Below are 23,664 nucleotides of genomic sequence, written 5' to 3' on the forward strand. Positions count from 1 at the left end.
GAGAACAGGCGCGCGCCCTCTTCTCTTCAGCCTCGCGCGATTCAATGAGCCGAAGGCACGAGCGCCTGCGCAAGCGGCAACGCAGGCAGGTGCTCGCGTTCGCGCACGAACGGGTCGGTCGGCTCCTGCAGCTTCGGATCCGGGCTCGTGTCGGCGTTGCGCAATTGCACGGGCGCGCCGTCGTTCTTCGCGACCTTGCGATTGTCGCCGCACGGATGATCGGTGAGCGCGGCCGCCTCGCGGAAGTCGTCTTCCTGACACATGATGTTGAACGCAATGTCCTTGCGGTCCATGCGCCACGCCACGGCCGCATTCAGGCGCTTGTTGCAGTCCATGTCCTTGATGGTGCCCGCGGCCGTCGCGCCCACGCCCACCACCGACACCGCAGCAGAAATACTGCCCCAGCAGGTCTCGGTCACGGAGGCCGTCAAGGCCGGCGCATAGACCGTGGGCGTCGTGCGCACATCGTAAGAACCGTGATACGTCACGTCCGACGCGCCGCCGCTCGGCAGTACCACGGTATTGGAGACGGTGCTCGTCTGGCTCGACGTGGACGTGGTCCCCGACGTCATCGTCGGCGTGGTTTGCGCCCACGCGGCGCCTGCGAACAGCAACACCCCGGCAACGGCGATTTTTTGTTTCAGCTTGCTCATTCTTCTCTCCGTGAACGGAAAAGGGGGCAGCGCCCCCTCTCCGACGCGCTAGTGAACGGCTGACCCGTTCGGATTACCAGTGCATACCGCCCGTGAGCGAACCCGAACCGCCCGCCGCGACGATGCCGACGCCGCCGTCCGCATTGGCCGTGCCGCTGCCGTTCGCCGTTGCGTTCGACGTAAAGCCCGAGCCGCCGTAGCTGCCGCTCGAACCGTTGAACGACGTGTTGATCACCGACGAATTGAAGTTCTGCGAACCCGACTGCGTCGCGCTCGTGAAGCCGAGCGTCGACGAATTCTGGTTCGTGGTCGTCGTGCCGGTCTGGCCGACGTAGCCGTTAGCCGTCTGGCCGTAGGTTTGCGAGTTGCCGTTTTGCGCCGTGTAGCTCGAACCGAACGTGAGGCTCGCGTTCGAGAAGGACTGATTGCCTTGCGACACCGTGGCGTCGATATGGCCCGGCACCGTCAGCGCCGAGGTGAAGCTGCCGTTGACCGACGACGTCGAGTTCGACGTGAGCGCCGAAGCGCCAAAGCCGACGCCCGCGGCGCCCACCGCCGACGTGGTGGAGGACGACGGCGCGCCCACACCGCCGGCACCGCCTGCAAATGCGGCAGCCGAACCGAGAGAGAGCATGGCGGCGAGCGAAATGGCCTGAATCTTCTTCATGATTGTGGTCTTCCTGATAAAACAGGGGAGCGTTGGATGAATGCGCGCGCACTCCCCCTGATAGCGCGGGCGCATTTAACACGATTTCAATTGCAATGCTTATAAAATCACTGCATTTACGACGCGCGAATATCCCCGCGAGCCACCCGATATCGGGAGGACCGTTTAAACCGGAATTACAAGATTAATAATCGCGCGCAGAACGCCCTTACGTGTTTTCGTAAATCAGGCGATCATGCAGAATTGAAAATCCGGAGAACAGAAAGAAATGCCCCGCAAGACTCCGCACCTTCACGGACCCTATTGCATAGCAGTCCGACACAAGTTGCTCAACACCTGCTGTTGTCATTATTACCCCGCGTACCGCCCGACAGAAACCCTCGGGCCGCTGCGCATTTTCGCGCGCCGCCCTTCCCCTGCCCGGTTGCTTTCGACGTCTCTTTTAGCGAACTGCTTGCATAACATCGCCGGACGGTGAATTTATAACTCAGACAGTAAGACTATTGCTACGCCATTCGCATGTTTTATGTGCGGTTCTCAACGTAGTAAATAGACATGTCCTTGAATATGGGGATTTTCTTTCAAAACCAATTGAAAGGCTTCAAATAGATGCACGCACAACCAGATACAGAAAATCGCTTTCTTTTAATGATTAATCGCGATGTTCGGTTCGGCAGGCCACGCAGACCTGCCAGAAAAAAGAGCGGCAACGCACAGGCAAAAGCAGACTAATGCCGGTGGAACGTGCCGCTCGCGCGAGACCGCTCAGGCCTTGCGGTATTCGATACGCTCGACGCCGGTTTCACCGCCAAGGAGGCAGAGGTCCGCGCCGCGGGCGGCGAACAGACCCACCGTCACCACGCCCGGCCAGGCGTTGACAAGCGCTTCAAGCGTGCGCGGATCGCTGATGCGCAAGCCCTTCACGTCGAGAATCTCGTTGCCGTTGTCGGTGATAAAGGGCGAACCGTCCTTCTGCACGCGCAACACCGGCACGCCGCCGAGCGCCGTCACGCGACGGCCGATGGCGGTGCGCGCCATCGGCACGACTTCGATGGGCAGCGGGAACTGGCCGAGCACGTCGACACGCTTGCTCGCATCGGCGATGCAGACGAACACGTCCGACACCGAAGCGACGATTTTCTCGCGCGTGAGCGCGCCGCCGCCGCCCTTGATCATGGCGCCTGCGCCGTCGATTTCGTCGGCGCCGTCCACGTACACGGGCAGCGATTCGATCTCGTTGAGGTCGAAAATCTTGAAGCCGTGCGCTTCGAGGCGCGCGGTGGTCGCAACCGAGCTCGACACGGCGCCGCGGTAGCGGCCCTTGCTGGCCGCGAGGGCGTCAATGAAGCAGTTCGCGGTGGAGCCCGTGCCGACGCCGATTACGGCGCCTTCCGGCACGTTTGCATTGACATAGTCGGCGGCGGCCTGGCCGACCAGTTGCTTGAGTTCGTCTTGAGTCATGGGAGTACAGCCCGAGGAGGAGAAAAACGCGGAATTCGCATAGTTTACCGGAGATGCGGGCACGGGCTGCCCGCACTCACAGGATCGCGCGCTGGGCAACGCGCGATCGGCCGGCGATCAGCGCGCAGCCGAGCGTTGGCGCACCGCCTCGAACAGGCACACGCCCGAAGCGACCGAAACGTTCAGGCTCTCGACCGTGCCCGCCATCGGAATCTGCATGACTTCGTCGCAGGTTTCGCGCGTGAGGCGGCGCATACCTTCGCCTTCGGCGCCCAGCACGAGCGCAACGGGGCCGTCGAGCTTTGTCTCATAGAGGCTCGCGCTCGCGTCGCCGGCGGTGCCCACCACCCACACGCCCGCGTCCTTGAGTTCGCGCAGCGCACGCGCCAGGTTCGTCACGGTGATGTACGGCACGGTGTCGGCGGCGCCGCTCGCCACCTTCGCGGCCGTGGCGTTCAGACCCACGGCGCGGTCGCGCGGGGCGATCACGGCGTGCGCGCCGGCCGCATCGGCCACACGCAGGCAGGCGCCGAGATTGTGCGGATCGGTCACGCCGTCGAGCACGAGCAACAGCGGCGATCCCTGGATGCCGTCGAGCAGTTCCGCGAGGTTCTGCGCAAGCGCCAGATCGTGCACGCGGGCCACGACGCCCTGATGGCGCTCCGTGTGCGCGAGCCCCCAGAGGCGCGTTTCGTCGGCTGCGATCACGCGCGCGCCCGCTTCCTTCGCGGTGTGCAGGAAATCCTGCATGCGGCGGTCGCGGCGCGTCGGATCGTAGTAGACATCCTCGACCGTGGACGCGTCGTGCCGCAAGCGTGCGATCACCGCATGAAACCCGTAAAGAACCTTGAGACGTGACATGACTGAGACAACCCCTGATGAACGTTTTGCGGCGCAAACAGCGCGCCGCCAGCAACGAAAGTCAGCCGGCCGCGTCGTGCGGTCCGGCATCTGCAAACCGCGCGCCTGTGTGGCAACTCCCGACGCGGCATGCAAGTGAAAAAACCGGGCACGCGCACGACGGCGCGGCCCGGATACATAACGGCGGCGGAGCGCATCTGGCGCCCCGCACGGCGCTCAACGCTTCTTGCGCGGCGCCTGCTTCTTGGGCGTGGACTTCACGGCCGAGCGCTTCTTCGCGGTCTTGGCGGCACCGCGCGCCGCGCGCGCTTCCTTCACCGCCACGCTTGGCGCCGGCGCGGCCTTTCTCTGGCGCGCCATGTCGCCGCCCGGCAGCGCACGCACGCGCGGACCGCCATCCACGCCGCCCTTGTCGACCGGCATCGGCCGGTTGCCGCCCGGCTTCACGGGCGTATCGCGCACGAGGCGGAAGTCGATCTTGCGCGCATCGAGATCCACGCGGCTCACCTGCACGCGCACACGATCCGATAGACGGTAGCGAATGCCGGTGCGCTCGCCGCGCAGTTCGTTCTTGATCTCGTCGTACTGGAAGTAATCCGAGCCCAGTTCCGTCACGTGCACGAGACCTTCGATGAAGAGCGCATCGAGCTGAACGAAAATGCCGAACGACGTCACGCCGCTCACCATCCCGCCGTACTCTTCGCCGAGCTTGTCGCGCATGAAGTAGCACTTGAGCCAGGCTTCGACGTCGCGCGAGGCTTCGTCAGCGCGGCGCTCGTTCGCCGAGCAGTGCAGGCCCAGCTCTTCCCAGATCGCCGTGTTGGCACCGCGGGCGCGCTTGCCGCGCTTCTCTTCGTCTTCGGCTTGCAGCGCGCGGGCGCGCGGCGAAAGCGCGGTATTGAGTTCGACGCCCTCGGGCGCCTGCGGCTGATACTTCTTGCCCTGCAGGATCGCGTAGATCGCGCGGTGCGTGAGCAGGTCGGGATAGCGGCGAATCGGGCTCGTAAAGTGCGCGTAAGCCTCGTAGGCAAGCCCGAAGTGACCGATATTGTCCGGGCTGTACACGGCCTGCTGCATCGAGCGCAGCAGCATGGTCTGCAGCATCTGCGCGTCGGGCCGGTCGCGGATGTGCGCCATCAGCGCCGCGTAATCGCTCGCGTGCGGCGTGTCGCCGCCGCCGAGCGAAAGGCCCATGCCACGCAGGAAGGTGCGCAGGTTCTCGAGCTTTTCGGCCGTCGGTCCCGCGTGCACGCGGTACAGGCCCGGGTGCTTGTGGCGCTTCATGAAGTCCGCCGCGCACACGTTGGCCGCGAGCATGCACTCTTCGATCAGCTTGTGCGCGTCGTTGCGCTGGCGTGGCACGATCTGCTCGATCTTGCCCTGCGCATTGCAGACGATATACGTCTCAGTCGTGTCGAAATCGATCGCACCGCGCTTCTGGCGCGCGGCGAACAGCGACTTGTACACGCCATAGAGATTCTGCAGCTGCGGCAGCAGCGCCGCGCGGCGCGTCGCCTCGGGCCCCTTGGTGTTGGTGAGCACCGCCGCGACTTCGGTATACGTGAGCCGCGCCGCCGAGTGCATGACGCCCGGATAGAACTGGTACGCCTTGATCTCGCCGCGCGCGGTGATCACCATGTCGCACACGAGCACGCAGCGATCGACGTGCGGATTGAGCGAACAGAGCCCGTTCGAGAGCTTCTCGGGCAGCATCGGAATCACGCGGCGCGGGAAGTACACCGACGTGCTGCGCTCGATGGCGTCCACATCGAGACCGCTGCCGGGCAGCACGTAATGCGAGACGTCGGCGATGGCGACGATCAGGCGGAAGCCCTCGCCCTTACCAACCTGCATCGGCTCGCAATACACGGCGTCGTCGAAGTCGCGTGCGTCTTCGCCGTCGATGGTGACGAGCGGCACGTCGCGCAAGTCCACGCGATAGCGGATGTCCGAGGGACGCACGGCGTCGGGCAGCTTCGCGGCTTCGTCGAGCGCGGGCTTGCTGAATTCGTGCGGCACGCCGTACTTGCGCACGGCGATCTCGATCTCCATGCCCGGATCGTCGATATCGCCGAGCACTTCCAACACGCGGCCAAGCGGCTGCGAGTGGCGGCTGGGGAAATCGGTGAGTTCGACGACCACGACCTGGCCGACCTTGGCTTTCTTGGGATTCTGCGTGACGAGAATGTCGTGGCCGATGCGCTTGTCTTCCGGCGCGACGATCAGCGCACCGTTCTCGTTGAGCAGGCGCCCAATCACGCTGCGGTTCGCACGGTCGGTGACTTCGACGATATGCCCTTCCGGCCGCCCGCGCCGGTCATAGCCGACAATGCGCGCGAGCACGCGGTCGTTGTGCATGACCTTCTGCATTTCGCCTTGCGGCAGGAACAGATCGTCCTGCCCGTCGTCGCGCACGAGGAAGCCGTAGCCGTCGCGATGCCCCTGCACGCGCCCGGCGACGAAATTCGAAGGATGCGCGAGCTGGTAGTGGCCGCGCGAATCGAGCCGGATCTGCCCGTCGCGCTCCATGGCGGCGAGGCGCCTGAAGAACCCTTCACGCTCCTGGCGCTTGATGGCGAGCGCCTCGGCGATATCGTTCGCGGTGCACGGCGAGTCGCTGGTCCGCAGCACGCCAAGAATCTCTTCGCGGCTGGGAATCGGGTACGGATATTTGCTCAAGGGCTTGTCGATGGTTGTTCTCGTTGCGTGGACGTCGGATTTTGCGCGGCCCGAATGTGCAGTACATGCGGGCGGCGCCCCGTCTTCGAGTGCTGCAATCTGCCGGCCCGTACGTGGACTGCCTGACCGCTCGCACTGCGTGCGCCACGCTGCACGCAGCACCTGAACCCCGTACTTGTGCCGGCGGAACTTCTGCGAGGCATTCTAACACCCGCATCGCACCCTACGAGCCGTGGGAGCGGCCTCACAGCGCGATCGGCCGGCCACGCCACGCGCCCGGCAACGCTCGCGCAGCCGCGCTTGATTGCCTCTCACAAAACGCTTGACAGGCGTTCTGGGCCCGCTATAATTTCGGTCTTTGCTGCACAACACGTTGAACAGCAAACGACACCTTGCCCAGGTGGCGGAATTGGTAGACGCACCAGGTTCAGGTCCTGGCGGTGGCAACACTGTGGAGGTTCGAGTCCTCTCTTGGGCACCAGATTCAAAAGGCCGGCTTCATGCCGGCCTTTTTCATTTCCAGAGCAGCAGTGAGTACAACTGCCCCGCTATCGCGTCAATCGCAGCAGCCGCGTTCCCGAGATGAAGTTTTTTTGAAAAGATCTATTGACAAGTACGCTAAATCGCGTCATAATTTCCTTCTAGCTTGAAGACGTGCCCAGGTGGCGGAATTGGTAGACGCACTAGGTTCAGGTCCTAGCGGTGGCAACACTGTGGAGGTTCGAGTCCTCTCCTGGGCACCACGTCTCATCAAGCAGAACTAGCAGCACACAGGATTCATCAAAAAAGCCCGCAAATTGCGGGCTTTTTTGTTTTCCGGCTTCCATTTTGCTGCGGCGAACCTACTGGAGGCACGACTCGATATATTTCATGGTATACATTGCCGGGAGCCGTGGATAAGCCGATCGAGGAATACAGAATGGAATTCGTTGTCGTCGCTGCGATCATCGCCGTCAGCTTTGGCGCCGCGGCGACCTGGCTGCTCGCAACCCGGTTGCCGGAGCGTTGGCTCGACAAGAGCGCCAGCGAAGGCCGTTATGCGCATCTCGGGCTGGACAGCGAGCGAGCCGCCGAAACGGACCCGCGTCGCGAGCAGACCCGCGTCGATATGCGGCGCGTACGGCGCGCACGCGTGCGCGCGCGACTTCAGGGCGCGGCACGCATGATGCGGGCGTTGCGCGCCGCGACCGCTCGCCACGATCACGACCGCACCGCCCGCCCGTAACGCTCAGGCGCGACATCCACCGCGCTTACTCGTGCGACCCCAGCGGTGAAGGGATGAACGCCGAATCGGCAACCTTCGCCTCCTCTGCCGACTGAAAGATCCAGCGCCGGCGCATGGGCTGCAAGATCACCTTCGCGCTCACGCCCGCCATCATCGCGACACAAGCGACCATATCGAACACCATGTTCCAGCCGCCGTGCAGCGCGAGCAGCGTAGCGACGGGTACGAGCAGCGCCGCGGTCCCCTTCGCGGTGTAGAGCGTGCCTGCGTTGCCAGCGGCGTATTTCGCGCCGAACGTGTCGGCGCAGGTCGCCGGGAAGTTCGAGAAGATATCGCCGTAAAACAGGAACACGAGCCCCGAGAACAGCACGAAGAGATAGGGGTCGTGGCCAAACGCCCGCAAGCCCAGCAGCGCGAGCCCCTCGCCGAGAAACGTGATGAACATCGTATTCTCGCGGCCAATGCGATCCGAAATGAGCCCGCACAGCGGCCGCGTAAAGCCGTTGCAGAGATTGTTGATTGAGAGCGTCATCGTGAGCAGCGGCAGCGTCGCGGCCACCAGCGTAACCGGCATCGAGGCGAAGCCGTAGCTCTTCGCGATCGGGCCGATCTGCGCCGTCGCGATGATGCCGCCCGCGGCCACGCACACGAACATCGCGTACATTACCCAGAATACGGGCGCGCGAACCATCTGCTTCGTCGTGTAATCGGTCTTCGTCGCCACGATGCGCTTCATGCCGGCTGCGTGCGCCGGCGGCTTCGGGCGCACCATGACGAGGGCGAGCGCCATGATGCAGGCACCCTGAAGGAGTCCGAAGAACACGAACGCGCGCTCATAGCCCGAATGCTGGATCATGTTCGAAATCGGAATGACCGTGAGCGCCGCGCCCGCGCCGAAGCCCGCCGCTGTCATGCCGGCAGCGAGGCCACGGCGGTCGGGAAACCATTTGAGCGCGGTGCCAACGCACGTGCCGTACACGCAGCCCGCACCGATGCCCGAGATCACCGCCGCGACGTAGAGCACCGGCAGCGCGGGCGCCCACGCATCGAGCACCCAGCCGAGCGCCACGCAGCACGCACCGCCCATCACCACGGGGCGCGGGCCAAAGCGATCGACCAGCCAGCCCTCCACGGGCACGAGCCAGGTTTCCGTCACGATGAAAATGGAGAAGGCGAGCTGGATCGCAGCCTGCCCCCAGTGATGCCGTGCGTCCATTGGCACGACGAAGAGCGTCCACGCGTACTGCAGGTTCGCCACGAGTCCCATGCAGAGAATGCCCGCCACGAGCTGCACCCAGCGGTTGTGCCACCGGGACGTGTAGCCGCCTTCGATACGATCGGTGTGTACCACGTTGTCTGTCTCCATCCGTAGTGATTGCCCGCGGGATTTGCGCCATCGACTCTTTCCCGCGTTACAGCCGGCGCGGCAGACGTTCGTTCGCCGCGCCTGACGTTGAATGTCACGCCGCTTCGAGCTGCCGCAGCAACGCGTCGACGCTGCCCTTCGCATCGCCAAACAGCATTCGTGTGTTGTCCTTATAGAAGAGCGGATTGTCCACGCCCGCATAACCCGTCGCCATGCTGCGCTTGGAGACGACCACGGTGCGCGCCTTCCACACCTCCAGCACCGGCATGCCGGCGATCGGGCTACCCGCATCCTCCTGCGCGCCCGGGTTGACGATATCGTTCGCGCCGATCACGAGTACGACGTCGGTGCTCGTGAAGTCTTCGTTGATCTCGTCCATTTCGAGCACGATGTCGTACGGCACTTTCGCTTCCGCGAGCAGCACGTTCATGTGGCCCGGCAAACGCCCCGCAACCGGGTGAATGCCGAAACGCACACGTATGCCGAGCGCACGCAAGCGCCGCGTGATCTCGCTGATGGTGCCCTGCGCCTGCGCCACCGCCATGCCATAGCCCGGCACGATCACGACCTCCTGAGCGTCGCGCAGGAGCGACCCCACTTCGTCCACGGTGGTCGCTACGACCTCACCTTCCGGTGTCGCGCTGGCCGTGGCGCTCACGGCGCCAAAGCCGCCGAGGATCACCGAAACAAAGCTGCGATTCATCGCGCGGCACATGATGTAGCTGAGAATCGCACCGCTCGATCCCACCAGCGCACCCGTCGTGACGAGCAGATCGTTATCGAGCATGAAGCCCGTTGCCGCTGCCGCCCAGCCCGAATAGCTGTTGAGCATCGAGACCACCACGGGCATGTCCGCGCCGCCGATCGCCATCACGAGATGCACGCCGAGCGCCGCCGCCAGCACGCACATGACGATGAGCGCGTACAGCGCGTCGCCACCATCAGGAGCACTGACGAAGCGATACCCGATCGCGATGCACGCGCCCAGCACCACTGCGTTGAGCAAATGCCGCGCGGGCAGCACGAGCGGCTTGCCGCTCACCGTGCCCTGCAGCTTCAGGAACGCGATAATCGAGCCGCTGAACGTGACCGTGCCGATGAACGCGCCGACATAGATCTCGGTGTCGTGAATCGCACGCTCGACGCCGCTCATCGCGGCCTGGGGCGAGAGAAAGTTCGCGAAGGCGATCAGCGTGGCCGCGAGGCCGACGAAGCTGTGCAGCACCGCGACGAGCTGCGGCATCTGCGTCATCTCCACGCGGCGCGCAAGAATCGCGCCGAGCCCACCACCAACCAGCGCGGCGACGAGCGCGATCTGCAGGCCCGCGCCACCGGTGACGAGCAGCGTGGCGAGCACGGCGATCACCATGCCGGTCACGCCATACAGGTTGCCGCGCCGCGCACTCGCGGGATGACTCAGCCCGCGCAGGCTGAGAATGAAGAGCGTTGCCGCGCCGAGCCACGCCATGTTGCCGATTCCATTGAGCATGACGTCTCCTCAGGTCCGTTGGAACATCTTCAACATGCGCTGGGTGACGAGAAAGCCACCCGCGATGTTGATGGTCGCGACGACGAGCGCAATGCCCGCCAGCACGGTCACGATCGTGCTGGCGTTGCCCGGATGCAGCAACGCGCCGATCACGATGATCCCGCTGATCGCATTCGTCACGCTCATGAGCGGCGTATGCAGCGAGGGCGTGACATTCCAGACCACCTGATAGCCGACGAACACAGCGAGCACGAACACCGTGAAGTGCGCGACGAACGCCGGCGGCGCGACCGCGCCGAGCGCGAGCAGCAGCAACGCGGCCGCGACGAGCGCCGCGAGCGACCAGGCGCCATTGCGGCGAGCGGCTTGCGCGGTGTCTTCTTTCGCGTGGCCGGTCGCGGCGACAGCGGGCTTCGTCTGCGCAGACGCCTGCGGTGCGGCGCTGACCTGTACCGGCGGCGGCGGCCAGCACACCTGCCCGCGCTGCATGACCGTGGTGCCGCGCTGCACGACGTCGTCCATGTCGAGTTCGAGTTCGCCGTTCTTCGCGGGCGTGAGATCGGTCAGCAGATGGCGGATGTTGGTCGCGTAAAGCTGGCTCGACTGGTTCGCCATCCGGCTTGGCAGATCCGTGTAGCCGATCACGGTCACGCCGTTCGCATTCACGACTTCGCCCGCTCGCGTGAGTTCGCAGTTGCCGCCCTGCTCGGCCGCCATGTCGACGACCACGCTGCCCGCGCGCATGCACGCCACCGTCTTCGCGTCGATCAAGCGCGGCGCCGGCTTGCCCGGAATGAGCGCCGTCGTGATGATGATGTCGACCTCGCGGGCCTGAGCCTCGAAAAGCGCCATCTCCGCTTCGATGAACTTCGCGCTCATCTGTTTGGCGTACCCGCCTGAGCCGCCGCCCTCCTCCTCGATGTCGATGCTCAGGAACTCCGCACCCATGCTTTCGACCTGCTGGCCGACTTCGGGGCGCGTATCGAACGCGCGCACAATTGCACCAAGACCGCGCGCGGCGCCAATCGCGGCCAGCCCGGCCACGCCCGCACCGATCACGAGCACCTTGGCGGGCGGCATCTTGCCGGCCGCCGTGATCTGCCCTGTGAAAACGCGGCCGAAATGCTGGGCCGCCTCGACCACCGCGCGATAGCCGGCCATGTTCGCCATCGAGCTCAGGGCGTCGAGCTTCTGCGCGCGCGAGATGCGCGGCACGCAATCCATCGCGAGCACCGTGACCTCGCGCGCCGCCAGTTGCTCGAGCAGCGCCGCGTTTTGCGCAGGCCAGATGAAGCCGATTAGCGTCGCGCCCGGCTTGAGACGCAGTACCTCATCGCTCGAAGGCGGGCGCACCTTGATGACGATATCCGCGGCGCTCAGGAGCGCGTGCGCATCGTCCACGACGCGCGCACCTGCCGCGCGGTAGGCGTCGTCCGGGTAGGACGCGCTCACACCCGCTGCCGTTTCGACTTCCACGGCATAACCGAGTTTGATCAGTTGTGCGACGCTTTCGGGCGTCGCCGCTACGCGTCGTTCGCCTTCATATGTCTCGCGGGGGACCGCAATTGTCATCGCCATGATGCGCCTCCGTGCTTCACAACCTGGAGCGCCGCGGCGCAAACAAACGGAATCGGCGGCGCGCCAATGCATCTGGCGCGCCGAAAGCGTAGCCACGACTTCATGAAACGTCTCCTGCTGATGTTGGAATGCTTTTTGTGCCGCGGCTCGATGAGGGCTTTGCCCTATGACACGCCCAGTGTGGGCGAATTGCCGCTCTTGAGATAAGCGATCGCCGCCTCGCGCGCACCGGCAATGGCGGCGGCCTCGCTTTCGAATACGGTTTCGTCGACCACCCATTGACGGGGCAAAACAGCGGCCGCCGGTTCATCGGCAGCGGCCTCGACCGCGTGAATGGCGGCGAACGCAGCCCAGCCGCCGTTGTGGATCATCTGACGGGCCGAGAGTTCGACCTCGAAATGTCCGAGTCTTTCGGTGTGCATCGAAGAGCTCCCGAGGTTTCAGGATTGCTGTGCCTGTGCTTCGAGTTCGGTGATGCGTTTCTTGAGCGCGCGCTCTTCCTGGAAGCGCGCCGTTTCGTCGCGAATCACAGCGACGATACCGTTGAGTTCGCCCTGCGGCGAGTGCAGCAGCGCCACGGTGAAGGCGATGGAAAGCGCCTTGCCCGCCTTGTCCACGGCCGGCACGCGCAGCACGTCGTTGCCGTAGCGCGTCTGTCCGGTCGCCATCGTCTTGTGATAGCCCTCCCAGTGGCGCCCGCGCAGCCGCTCGGGAATGATCAGGTCGAGCGTCTTGCCGAGCGCTTCTTCCTGCGTATAGCCGAACATGCGCGTAGCCGCCGGATTCCAGTATGTGATGTCGCCTGCTGCGTCGGAGATGACAATGGCGTCCCCAATGGCGTTTGCGAGCTGCTCGAAATCGATGGCGGATTGCATGGCGATGACTATGTGGGGTAAGTCGTTTGTCGTCGTCGCGCGGCATGCATTGCTCATGCCGCGCGGCGTCCTGCCTGCCAGTCTGGTATTGCAGTATTGCGCGGGTGCGGCGTTGGCCGCGCCCGCTTTCTACGTACTGCGTTCAGCTTGGGGAACGCACAGCGGACTTCAAACTGCGCGCGTCTCGTGCAGCGCCGCGATCTGCTGCGGCGTGTAGCCGAGGCCGGCCAGCACCTCGTCGGTATGCTCGCCGAGCAGCGGCGAACCCGTGATCTCCGGCTTCAGGTCCGAGAACTTGATCGGGCTGCCCACCGTGAGGTACGAGCCGCGCTCCTTGTGCGGCACTTCGACAATAGTACCGCTAGCGCGCAGCGAAGCGTCATCCGCAATTTCCTTCATGCTGAGCACCGGGGCGCACGGAATGTCGAACTTGCGCAGAATGTCGACCGCTTCGTACTTGGTCTTGTCGGCGAGCCAGGCTTCGATCGTCGCGAAGATGTCGAAGATATGCGGCTGGCGCGCCTGTGCCGTGTTGTAGTTCGGGTCGTCGATCCACTCCGGCTTGCCCAGTGCGCGGCAGATCGGCTCCCACGCGTGGCCCTGCACCGTGAAATAGATGTACGCGTTCGGATCCGTTTCCCAGCCCTTGCACTTGAGCACCCAGCCCGGCTGGCCGCCGCCGCCTGCGTTGCCGCCGCGCGGCACCACGTCGCTGAACGAGCCGTGCGGATACTGCGGATATTCCTCGAGGTAGCCCACGCGGTCCAGGCGCTGCTGGTCGCGCAGCTTCACGCGGCACAGGTTGATCACGCTGTCCTGCATCGACACGGCCACCTTCTGGCCCTTGCCGGTTTTGTCGCGGCCGATCAGCGCCGTGAGAATGCCGATGGCGAGGTGCATGCCGGTGTTGCTGTCGCCGAGCGCCGCCGCGCTGACCGTGGGCGGACCGTCCCAGAAGCCCGTGGTCGAAGCTGCGCCGCCTGCACATTGCGCGACGTTCTCATAGACCTTGAGGTCGTCGTAGTGGTGGCCTTCGCTGAAGCCCTTCACCGAAGCGACGATCATCTTCGGGTTCAGTTCGTTGATGCGCTCCCACGTGAAGCCCATGCGGTCCAGCGCGCCGGGGCCGAAGTTCTCCACCATCACGTCCGACTCGCGAATCAGCTTTTCCAGCACTTCCTTGCCTTCGGGCTTCTTCGTGTCGAGCGTGAGCGAGCGCTTGTTGCTGTTGAGCATCGTGAAGTACAGCGCGTCTGCGCCGGGAATATCGCGCAATTGCGAACGCGTCACGTCGCCTGAACCCGGGCGCTCTACCTTGATCACGTCCGCGCCGAACCACGCGAGCATCTGCGTGCAAGCGGGACCGGCCTGTACGTGCGTGAAGTCGATGATCTTGATTCCGTCGAGGGGCTTGCTCATTTCTCGTATCTCCTGGTCTATCTGATCTACCTGATCGATGGGGGCTTATTTCTTCATGGCCGCGCTTTGCGGATTCAGATTCGTGAGGCGACCGCTTTCGGTCCCGGCCGATTCGTCGATGACTGCGTTGATCAACGTGGGCTTGCCCGACGCGATGGCTTCGAGCAGCGCGCTAGTCAGCTCTTCGGGCGTGGTCGCCTGATAGCCGATGCCGCCGAAGGCCTCGATCATCTTGTCGTAGCGCGCGTTCTTCACGAACACCGTGGGCGCGACGTCGCAGCCGCCGCTCGGGTTGACGTCGGTGCCGCGATATACGCCGTTGTTGTTGAAGACGATCGTGCAGACCGGCAGGTTGTAGCGGCAGATCGTTTCGAGTTCCATGCCCGAGAAGCCAAACGCGCTGTCACCTTCGATCGCCACGACCTGCGTGCCGCTCGTCACCGCTGCGCCGACCGCGAAGCCCATGCCGATGCCCATGATCCCCCACGTGCCCGAGTCGAAGCGCTTGCGCGGCTGATACATGTCGATGATGCTGCGCGCGTAGTCGAGCGTGTTCGCGCCTTCGTTGACGACGTTGATGTCGGGGCGCGTCTTGAGCACGTCGCGGATGGCGCGCAGCGCGCTGTGGAAGTTCATCGGCGACGGATTCTTCGCGAGCGTCGCGGCCATCTTTTCGAGGTTCTTGTTCTTGCGCTCGGCCACCGCATCGAGCCACTCTGCCGGCGGCTTCGGGAAGTCGTTGCCGAGGCCTGCAACGAGCGCTTCCACGCACGAACCGATGTCGCCGATCACGGGCGCTTCGATGGCGACGTTGCTATCGATTTCGGTCGGCGCAATGTCGATCTGCACGAACTTTTTCGGTCCGGCTTCCGCGCCCCAAGTCTTGCCCTTGCCGTGCGAGAGCAGCCAGTTCAGGCGCGCGCCGATCAGCACCACGGCATCCGACTCGGCCAGCACGAACGAGCGCGCGGCCGATGCCGATTGCTCGTGCGTGTCGGGCAGCAGACCCTTGGCCATCGACATCGGCAGATACGGAATGCCGCTCTTTTCCACCAGTGCGCGGATCTGCGCGTCGGCCTGGGCGTAGGCGGCGCCCTTGCCGAGCAGGATCAGCGGACGCTTCGCATTCCTGATGACGTCGAGTGCACGCTGCACGGCGTCCGGTGCGGGAATCTGGCGCGGCGCGGCGTCGACCACCTTGATGAGCGACTGCTGGCCCTTCACGGCGTCGATGGTCTGCGCGAGCAGCTTGGCCGGCAGGTCGAGATACACGCCGCCCGGGCGGCCCGAGACCGCAGCGCGAATCGCACGCGCCACGCCAACGCCGATGTCTTCCGCGTGCAGCACACGGAACGCAGCCTTGGCATAGGGCTTCGCGGCGTTGAGCTGGTCCATCTCTTCGTAGTCGCCCTGCTGCAGGTCGACGATCTCGCGCTCGCTCGAGCCGCTGATGAGGATCATCGGGAAGCAGTTCGTGGTCGCGTTGGCCAGTGCCGTCAGGCCGTTCAGGAAGCCCGGCGCGGAAACGGTCAGGCAGATGCCCGGCTTCTTCGTCATGTAGCCCGCCACGGCCGCGGCGTTACCGGCGTTCTGCTCATGCCGGAAGCCGATGAAGCGCATGCCCTCGGCCTGCGCGAGACGCGCGAGATCGGTAATCGGAATACCGACGAGACCGAAGATCGTGTCGATATCGTTGAGTTTCAGCGCGTCGATGACGAGATGAAAACCATCGGTCGTTTGCTGCGCTTGCGGCACAGGGTTCTGCTGTGCCTCGTTGATGCCTGCTTCTGCCATGACGTCTCCTCTTTGGCGGGGCGTAGTGTGATTCGTGATATACAATATTCCACACACAATATTAGTCAAGACGTTTTTTTACGGATGCTACGTTTGCTGCACTGCGTCGCACCGCGCTGCCCCGATGCCGGCTCACGCGATCGCTCGCAAAGCGGCAAACTTTGATGCGGCACACCATGGGCGAGTTCTTTCAATCAACCCAAACGTCCCAACGAATTTGTTACGGACTCCATACTTTTCTTTCAGCATCGCGACGCTCATTCAAACGAACCGCGGATCGATGCCGCTGACTCATGCGCCGAGCCGATGTATATCGGCGGCTCGACACGGCGCACGCTACGCTTCAGTCCAGAAAATCGCAGTTGGCTTCCACGAACAGCGCGAGTTCTATCGAGTGCTGCCGCACGAGCTGCTCGACGCGCTCGGTGTCGCGCGCCTCGAGCGCTTCGATAATGCGCATATGCTCCACGATCGAGCGCGACGCGCGATCGCTCTGCGCGATCGTCATGCGCCGGATCGCGCGCACATGCATGAAGATGTTCTTGATGGTGTCGACGATGATGGGCGACTTCGAAAGCTCCACCAGCGACTGGTGGAACATGATGTTCGCCTCCGAGTACTCCTCTATGTGGTCCGAGGGCGTCGAATCGCCGAAGGTCGCGAACATGCGCCGCAGACCTGCAATGTCGTCGTCCGAAGCGCGCTGGGTGGCCAGGCGCGCGGCGATGCTTTCGAGCGCGGCCCACATATAGATCATCTCCACGATCTCCTTGCGCGTCTTGCGCAAGATGTAAACACCGCGACGGGGCACCGTGCGTAGAAAGCCCTCCTGCTCCAGCAGCGTCATCGCTTCGCGCACCGGTGTGCGGCTCACGCCCAGCTTTTCGGTCAGTTCCTTCTCATCCAGACGGATCTCATCTCGCGAGCGGTAGATGTCGGTTTCGGCAATGGCCTGCTTGAGCTTCGCGTAAGCCTGATCGCGCAGCGAAGCGGTCGCGTTGATCGGCTCCAGCGTCAAGGTGACCGGGGGCATCGCGGTGACGAATTCTCTTTCGGCGGACATCGGTCGTTTGTCTCCAACGTTCTGTTTAGCCGTTACTGCTGGGGAATTTCATATTTCCAATACAATATATCAGCAGAACGCTCGCGACTAAGCGGGGTTTACGCGTAACCGGCGCGCATTTCTCACGATTCGCGGGTTTGCCCTCAATACATAGCTTTCTACTTATATTTTTCTAAAAAAACTTTAACTATCGTTTATTCATTGGCGCTTCTACTCTTGCTTCACGGTACTCGACACGAGGAGACAGCCATGAGCCACCTGGACACCCGCCACGATCATCAACTGGAAGCGCAACTGTGCGCGTTCAATACGGCATTTGCCGAACTGGGCCTGCGGTTTCGCTGGGACGCGCGCACGCTCTACTCGCTCGCCTCGGTCGCCGGTGAACATGCGCGCGTCGCCGCTTATATCGAGGCGAATCACCCGCATCTGCTGAAGGCGTACAGCATGGAATTTCTGTGCGAGGCGATTCTCGCTCGCAAGAACGCGCAGGCACCGGGCGAGTGGCCGCTGGCAGCGCCCGCCCCACGCAGTTCGCAGGAATGGGGGATGGCCGCCGCCATGGAGCAGGATTGGCGCGAAGGCGGTTTGCCCGCGCTCGCAGGCGCGTAACACTTGCGCACGCATGCGCGAGCCCGAAAAAGACGAAACCCGTCTGGATTCGTCGCGCGCTACCGCGCTATCCAGACGGGTTCGGTATTGAAGGACAACTAAGGGGTACTGGGCAGGCCGGCGCGCTCAGGTGTTGCTGCGGGCCTCGGCCTCTTCCTCCTGCAGCTTGCGCCACAGAATCTTGCCGCTGCCCGATTTCGGCAGCGCCTCGACGAACTGCACGATGCGCGGCGCCTTGTAGGCCGCCATGTTGTCGTGCGCCCAGGCGATGATGTCGTCTTCATTCACGCTGCCGACCTGCTTCGGGTCGAGTACGACGACCGCCTTCACGGTCTCGCCGCGGCGCGCGTCCTGCGTACCGATGATGCACACCTCGTTGATCGCCGGGTGCCGGTACATCAGCGCTTCGACCTCGGCCGGCCAGACCTTGTAGCCCGACGCGTTGATCATGCGTTTGAGGCGATCGGTCATGAAGTAATAGCCTTCCTCGTCGCGCCGTACGAGATCACCCGTGCGCAGGAAGCGCTTGCCGTCGCGTTCGATGAACGCTTCGCTCGTCGCCTTGGGGTTGCGCCAGTAGCCCTGCATCACCTGCGGCGCATGCATGATCAGCTCGCCCGATTCGCCGGGCGGCACCTCCTCCAGCGTAATCGGATCGACCACGCGCGAGTCGACGTCGAACACCGGAATGCCGAGACACTGCGGCTTGGGACGCTGCGGCGGATTGATATGGGTGCCCGCCATGGTTTCCGACATGCCGTAACCTTCGACGAAGTCGAGCCCGGTCAGATCCTTGAGCTTCTTCACCACCGCGTCGGGCATTGTCGCGCCGCCGCCGCGCATCCAGGCTAGGCTCGACAAGTCGTACTCGTGAATGCGCGGGTTCGAGATGAAGTCCACCACCATCGTCGAGATCGCCTGCCAGCCGTTGATGCGGTAGTGCTCGATCGCACGCGCCGCGGCGTCGCGATCCCAGCGCGGCAGCAACACCACGGTCGAGCCGTTGTAGATCGGGCTGTTCATGCCGCCCTGCATGCCTGTTACGTGAAAGAGCGGCAACACGGAAAGTTGTACGGCATCCTGATTACTGCCGAACCAGTTGCAACCGCCCACGGCTGTCGCCATCACGCTGCGATGCGTATGCATGCAGCCTTTGGGCTTGCCCGTGGTGCCCGAGGTGTACGGCATCACGCAGAGATCGTCGGCGCCGGCGGTGAGCGCGCCGGGCACGCAGCGCGCCTCGAGCACGTCGGCCCAGTGCGCGACACCCGGACCACTGACGCAGCGCGGCGCGCTCACGAATTCGGGCGGCGGCGAAAACGGCTCGCACTTCAGATAGTCGCTATACGTCGCAACGAGCAGGTGCTTGAGGCCATCGCCCTCGCCTTCCTGCACGAGCGGCGCAATACGCGCATAGAGATCCTGTGCGACGAAAGCGGTCGTCGCGCCGCTGTCTTCCACGTAGTGCGCGAGCTCGTCGGTGAGGTTCATCGGATTGACCGGCACGACCACGGCGTTGGCGCGCAGGATGCCGTAGTAAGCGATGACCCATTGCGGGCTGTTCTGCATGTAGAGCAGCACGCGGTCGCCGGCCTTCACGCCGCACTCTTGCTGCAGATACCCGGCTACACGCTCCGCCTCGTCCTTGAACTGCGCGAACGTAACGGGCGTGTCGTAGAAGACGATAAACGGTTTGTCGGGATAGCGCGCCGCCGAGACCTCCGCGTTATAGAAAAGGTTCGTCTGCGGAATGCTCAGATGCGGCGAAAGTTGCGCGGGCCAATGGGGCGATCTCGAGGAAGGCGAATTTACGGAATGCGTCGGGGCAGACGTGGACATGGCAAGCTCCGTCGGGCAAGACTGGTGAAGCACGCGGCCGCCAGCCGCGCGCAGCGGCGTGACGCCACGTACCATGCGAAATCAGACGATGCTCGCGCCGCCATCGACGGCGAGATACTGGCCCGTCATATGCCGCGACGCCTGGCTCGCGAGAAACACCACGGCGCCCTTGAGATCGTCGTCGTCGCCGAGACGGTGCAGCGGCGTATGGTCGATCACCACCTGCCCGAGCTTGTCGAGCAGGCCGGCCGACATCTTCGAGGGAAAGAAGCCCGGGCAGATCGCATTCACGTTGATGTTGTACTTGCCCCATTCGGCCGCCAGCGCGCGCGTGAAATTGATGGCCGCCGCCTTCGAGGTGTTGTACGCGATGGTCTGCATGGGCCCGAGCGAGCCCTTCAGCCCGGCAATCGAAGCCACGTTGATGATCTTGCCACGCTGGCGCGGGATCATGCTGCGCTTGCCCACTTCGCGCGCGAGGAAGAACGGCGCGTTCACGTTCAGGTTCATGACCTTGTGCCACGCCTCGTCGGGGTAGTCCTCCGCCGGGGCGCCCCACGTAGCGCCCGCATTGTTCACGAGGATGTCGATCTGACCGCAGGCCGCGAGCGTCTCGTCCACGAGCGGCTTGACGGCTTCGGCGCGCTGCAGATCGCTCACGATCGTGGTCGCCTTGATGCCGAGCGCCTGCAAATGGCTCGCCGCCTCGGCGAGTTCGTCGGCCTTGCGCGCGGTAATCACCACATGGCAGCCCATCTCGCCTAGCGCCTGCGCCATCTGCAAACCCAGCCCGCGCGAGCCGCCGGTGATGAGTGCGACCTGACCACCCAGCTCGAACATTTCCCTGACCCGCATGCTTTCGTCTCCTTGATGTCTGTCGACCGGCCGAAGTTCCGCATTGCGGAACGCGATGAGATGCCGACGATTCTAGCGGGGCCCGCCAGCCACGAAAATAGGGAAAAGCACGACCGTTCATTAAATAACATTTGTGCTTTTGTGTCCGGCTCTATGCGGCCTGAGTTGTCTCAGAAACGAAATGCAGCGGCAGATACTTGCACGCGCAACCGTTGCAATCGCGCGACAGCCAGCGTTTTCAGCCTTTTATCGAGCGTCTATCATCGGCCCCCGGTCAGCATCCACTGGCTTGGCACACACGAAATACGGCCCCGGTACCCCGGCGGTCCGAACAACTTACAACACGCAGCAGAAGAAAAAGGATCCCATCGTGAGACATACCCAGATTGCATCGGCCATCGGCGGCGTTGCCCTCGCTCTCGCTTGCCAGCACAGCTTCGCGCAAAGCTCGGTCACGCTGTACGGCATCGTCGACACCAGCATCCGTTACCTCACGAACGCTAACGCGCACAACGACAACGAACTGCAGATGACGCAGGGCCCGATCACCGGCAGCCGTTGGGGCCTGAAGGGCTCCGAGGACCTCGGCGGCGGCCTCTCCGCCGTCTTCCGCCTCGAAAACGGCTTCAACCTCTGGAACGGCCAACTGGCGAGCTCGAATACGCTGTTCAACCGGATGGCGTACGTCGGGGTATCGAGCAACAAGTACGGCACGGTCACGATGGGCCGTCAGAACACCCCGCTGTTCGATCAGCTCGGCAACACCTTCGACCCGCTGACCGTCGGCAACTTCGACCAGGACGGCTGGCTGCCGGGCGCACTCGGCTATGGCCTGCGCGAGAACAATTCGGTCAAGTACGACGGCAAGTTCGGCGGCCTCGAAGTCGAAGGCATGTACAGCTTCGGCGGCGTGGCGGGCAGCGTCGGCGCGAGCAACATGTACGGCTTCACGGCCACCTACGCGGCCGGTCCGGTCCAGCTGCTCGCGGGCTACCAGCAAAACAGCGACGCGCACAACAACAAGTACCGCGTGGCCAACCTCGGCGCGGTCTATGCGCTCGGTTCGGTTCACCTGTACGGCGGCTGGCTGTGGGGCCAGGACAACACGGGCGTGGTGGACCAGTACATGGCGGCTGCGAATTCGCCCGCGGCGATCAACTTCGTGACGCCCGTGACGAAAACCAACCGCATCGACAACGGCCTCTATGCCGGCGCCACGTGGCAGGTCACCTCGCCGCTGCAACTGACCGCAGCGTACTACTACGACCACGCCAAGAACGGCCTGAACGAAGACGGCGTGACGCTCAGCACCGGCGTGCGCTACTCGGCCGTGCTGCTGGCCGAATACTCGCTGTCGAAGCGCACCGAAGTGTATGGCACGGTCGACTTCATGCGCGGCACCGGCTCGGCAACCGCCGACTTCCCGGGCCGCAACAATCAGACCGGTGTCGCAGTCGGTTTCCGCAACATCTTCTAAAAGCGGATTGCATCGCCGGGTCTGACTACCGGCACAGCGGCGGCGCCGCGCTTTCGGGCGCAGCGCCGCCGTTTTTTTGCGCCCATTCTCGTGAGCGGCGCCCCGACAGCGCCAGTCCCGCGATATCTCAGATTCGTCTGATTCCCCTGCAGGATGGCGTCGATAGAATTTTTCTGTCTCCCAGAAACGTTCGACGTCAGGCCGCCCCATGTCCCAATCCGCCCAGGAAAAACTTCTCGCAGCCTTCGAAGCCCACGCGCACGCGCCCGACAATACGGACCTGCTCATGCAGATCTGTGAAACGCTGGTCCAAGCGCGGCGCGACGAGCAGATGCTGCCCTGGGCCGACAAAGGACTCGCGCTCGCCCCCGAGCACCGCGGGTTCATCCATGCGCGAGGCCGCGCGTTGCGCCTGCGCGGGCGTCACGCCGAGGCAGCCGCCAACTGGCTCGCGCATCAGTCGTTACCGTGGGGCCCGCTTTTCTGCGAAGCGCGGATCGGACGCGACCTCTACCTGAGCGGCGAAACGCAACGCGCCATCGACCACCTCGAAACCGCGTTGAGCCGCCATCCGGCGGACCTCTCGCGAGACGCGCTAAGGGCGCGCAAGTGGCTGGCCGAAGCGTTGCTGAGCCTCGGCGACACGCGCGGGTTCACACATTGGCTCGAACGCAATCGCAGCGACAGCGGCAACTATCGCTACGCCGAAGCGCCGATGTGGAGCGGCCAACGCGACCTGCGCGGCGAACGCGTGCTCGTGACGCACCAGATGGGCTTTGGCGACCAGCTCCTGTTGTTCGCGTCCGTGCGCCAGTGGCGTGACGCGGGCGCCGAAATCATGCTCACGTGCGACCACGCAATACATGGTCTCATGCAGGCTTCCTTGCCCGGCTGCATCGTGCTTGGCACCGCGCGCCCGCTTGCGCAGAGCGCGCCCCTGCCGCCCGAAACGCACGACACGATCAAGGCATTCGCGCCGACGCTGCAGGCCACACTGCTCCATCTGCCACTGCTCGCCGCCGCTGATTCACCGCGGCCCCAACCGTATTTCGACGCTTATCTGCGTGCGCCCGCGGCAGCGCGCGAACGGGCGTCCACGTGGTCGCAAACGTTGCGTGCGCGCGCGCCAGGCAAACGCCTCGTCGGCCTGTTCTGGGACTGCGCGCAACAGCACGCCCCGGAAGTCGGCAGCAAGGAGCGTTGCTGGGCCGGCTTGCGCAGCGTACCGCTCGAGCAAATCGAGCGCCTGACGACCCACCCCGCGCTCACGCGCGAAGTGCAGCTCGTCAGCCTGCACCACCCCGCCGCCGAACTGGCGAACGGCACGCCCCGTGGCGCGGTGAGTCACTACGGGCCCGGCATTGCGAGCTTTGCCGACACGGCGGCCTGCATCGAGCAGCTCGACGTCGTGTTGAGCGTGGACGCCGTCGCCGCAAACCTGAGCGCAATGCTCGGCAAACCCACCGCCGTGCTCGTCAACCCGACCGGCGAATGGCGCTGGGGCCGCACGGGTGCACGCACGCCGTGGATGAGCGCGGCAACGGTCCTGCGCCAGACGCAAATGGGCGAATGGCACGACGTCGTCTCGCGCGCCATCGGCTGGTTGCTTCGCAGCTAAATCGCGCGGCAGGCATCGTGTGATTTTTCAAGGCAAACGAGCGGGCCAATGCCCGCTCGTTTGCTTTGGTTCATCGACATCCCTTTAATGCATTCGCTCATTTAATTACCTGCACATTCATTACGTTTTAATT

Annotated in this window: 19 protein-coding genes and 2 tRNA genes; 6 read left to right on the forward strand and 15 right to left on the reverse strand. The window is 64.0% G+C overall.

Going from position 1 to position 23,664, the window contains the following annotated elements:
- Positions 1-41 precede the first annotated feature (41 nt).
- The 5 genes from U5A52_RS26160 to rnr form a co-directional block, all read right to left on the reverse strand.
- Positions 42-653 carry a hypothetical protein gene (locus U5A52_RS26160; protein WP_321914263.1) on the reverse strand — a complete coding sequence of 204 codons (612 nt, stop codon included), beginning with the start codon at positions 651-653 and terminating at the stop codon, positions 42-44.
- A 73-nt stretch (positions 654-726) separates the two neighbouring features.
- The gene (locus tag U5A52_RS26165; protein ID WP_321914262.1) at positions 727-1,320 is read right to left on the reverse strand and encodes a hypothetical protein; all 594 of its coding nucleotides are present in this window, start codon (positions 1,318-1,320) and stop codon (positions 727-729) included.
- A gap of 765 nt (positions 1,321-2,085) precedes the next feature.
- Positions 2,086-2,781, reverse strand: coding sequence for a ribose-5-phosphate isomerase RpiA (rpiA, locus tag U5A52_RS26170; protein WP_321914261.1), 696 nt, complete (start codon positions 2,779-2,781; stop codon positions 2,086-2,088).
- Between the two features lie 117 nt (positions 2,782-2,898).
- On the reverse strand, positions 2,899-3,642 hold the full coding sequence (rlmB, locus tag U5A52_RS26175; RefSeq protein ID WP_321914260.1) for a 23S rRNA (guanosine(2251)-2'-O)-methyltransferase RlmB: 744 nt from the start codon (positions 3,640-3,642) through the stop codon (positions 2,899-2,901).
- Between the two features lie 216 nt (positions 3,643-3,858).
- Positions 3,859-6,321 (reverse strand): ribonuclease R, encoded by a 2,463-nt coding sequence (gene rnr / locus U5A52_RS26180; RefSeq protein ID WP_321914259.1) that lies wholly within the window; start codon positions 6,319-6,321, stop codon positions 3,859-3,861.
- A 394-nt stretch (positions 6,322-6,715) separates the two neighbouring features.
- Between rnr and U5A52_RS26185 the strand changes: the two genes are divergently transcribed.
- The 3 genes from U5A52_RS26185 (at position 6,716) to U5A52_RS26195 (ending at position 7,546) form a co-directional block, all read left to right on the forward strand.
- Positions 6,716-6,802 (forward strand) — tRNA-Leu (locus U5A52_RS26185).
- Positions 6,803-6,977: 175 nt separating this feature from the next.
- Positions 6,978-7,064, forward strand: a tRNA-Leu gene (locus U5A52_RS26190).
- Positions 7,065-7,240: 176 nt separating this feature from the next.
- A complete protein-coding gene (locus tag U5A52_RS26195; protein WP_321914258.1) occupies positions 7,241-7,546 on the forward strand; it encodes a hypothetical protein in 306 nt (101 codons plus the stop codon).
- A 25-nt stretch (positions 7,547-7,571) separates the two neighbouring features.
- On the opposite strand, the gene oxlT is transcribed toward U5A52_RS26195, so the two are convergent.
- From oxlT to U5A52_RS26235, 8 genes are all read right to left on the reverse strand, one after another.
- Entirely contained in the window at positions 7,572-8,897 is a 1,326-nt protein-coding gene (gene oxlT / locus U5A52_RS26200) for an oxalate/formate MFS antiporter (RefSeq protein WP_321936743.1), read from the reverse strand.
- A gap of 109 nt (positions 8,898-9,006) precedes the next feature.
- The gene (locus U5A52_RS26205; protein WP_321914256.1) at positions 9,007-10,401 is read right to left on the reverse strand and encodes an NAD(P)(+) transhydrogenase (Re/Si-specific) subunit beta; all 1,395 of its coding nucleotides are present in this window, start codon (positions 10,399-10,401) and stop codon (positions 9,007-9,009) included.
- A gap of 9 nt (positions 10,402-10,410) precedes the next feature.
- Complete coding sequence (locus U5A52_RS26210; RefSeq protein ID WP_321914255.1) at positions 10,411-11,979, reverse strand: Re/Si-specific NAD(P)(+) transhydrogenase subunit alpha; 1,569 nt, start codon at positions 11,977-11,979, stop codon at positions 10,411-10,413.
- Positions 11,980-12,143: 164 nt separating this feature from the next.
- Entirely contained in the window at positions 12,144-12,401 is a 258-nt protein-coding gene (locus tag U5A52_RS26215; protein WP_321914254.1) for a hypothetical protein, read from the reverse strand.
- 18 nt (positions 12,402-12,419) lie between these two features.
- Positions 12,420-12,854 carry a PAS domain S-box protein gene (locus U5A52_RS26220; RefSeq protein WP_321914253.1) on the reverse strand — a complete coding sequence of 145 codons (435 nt, stop codon included), beginning with the start codon at positions 12,852-12,854 and terminating at the stop codon, positions 12,420-12,422.
- 168 nt (positions 12,855-13,022) lie between these two features.
- On the reverse strand, positions 13,023-14,273 hold the full coding sequence (gene frc / locus U5A52_RS26225) for a formyl-CoA transferase (protein ID WP_321914252.1): 1,251 nt from the start codon (positions 14,271-14,273) through the stop codon (positions 13,023-13,025).
- A gap of 45 nt (positions 14,274-14,318) precedes the next feature.
- Positions 14,319-16,067, reverse strand: coding sequence for an oxalyl-CoA decarboxylase (gene oxc, locus U5A52_RS26230; RefSeq protein WP_321914251.1), 1,749 nt, complete (start codon positions 16,065-16,067; stop codon positions 14,319-14,321).
- 343 nt (positions 16,068-16,410) lie between these two features.
- Positions 16,411-17,130, reverse strand: a complete 720-nt coding sequence (locus tag U5A52_RS26235; RefSeq protein ID WP_321936744.1) for a GntR family transcriptional regulator — start codon at positions 17,128-17,130, stop codon at positions 16,411-16,413.
- Positions 17,131-17,379: 249 nt separating this feature from the next.
- On the opposite strand from U5A52_RS26235, the gene U5A52_RS26240 reads away from it, so the two are divergent.
- Positions 17,380-17,742 (forward strand): hypothetical protein, encoded by a 363-nt coding sequence (locus tag U5A52_RS26240; RefSeq protein ID WP_321914249.1) that lies wholly within the window; start codon positions 17,380-17,382, stop codon positions 17,740-17,742.
- A 126-nt stretch (positions 17,743-17,868) separates the two neighbouring features.
- Here the strand turns inward: U5A52_RS26240 and U5A52_RS26245 are convergent, their stop codons facing one another.
- On the reverse strand, positions 17,869-19,581 hold the full coding sequence (locus U5A52_RS26245) for a long-chain fatty acid--CoA ligase (RefSeq protein WP_321936745.1): 1,713 nt from the start codon (positions 19,579-19,581) through the stop codon (positions 17,869-17,871).
- 81 nt (positions 19,582-19,662) lie between these two features.
- Positions 19,663-20,436 carry an SDR family oxidoreductase gene (locus tag U5A52_RS26250; RefSeq protein ID WP_321914247.1) on the reverse strand — a complete coding sequence of 258 codons (774 nt, stop codon included), beginning with the start codon at positions 20,434-20,436 and terminating at the stop codon, positions 19,663-19,665.
- 367 nt (positions 20,437-20,803) lie between these two features.
- Here U5A52_RS26250 and U5A52_RS26255 point away from each other — a divergent pair, with 367 nt between their 5' ends.
- Together U5A52_RS26255 and U5A52_RS26260 are read left to right on the forward strand one after the other, a co-directional pair.
- Positions 20,804-21,913: a porin gene (locus U5A52_RS26255; protein ID WP_321936794.1), complete on the forward strand. Its 1,110-nt coding sequence runs from the start codon at positions 20,804-20,806 to the stop codon at positions 21,911-21,913.
- Between the two features lie 208 nt (positions 21,914-22,121).
- A complete protein-coding gene (locus tag U5A52_RS26260) occupies positions 22,122-23,531 on the forward strand; it encodes a hypothetical protein (RefSeq protein WP_321914246.1) in 1,410 nt (469 codons plus the stop codon).
- The last annotated feature ends 133 nt before the right edge of the window (positions 23,532-23,664 follow it).

It is taken from the genome of Paraburkholderia sp. J8-2, from assembly GCF_905220195.1.
Taxonomy (GTDB): Bacteria; Pseudomonadota; Gammaproteobacteria; order Burkholderiales; family Burkholderiaceae; genus Paraburkholderia.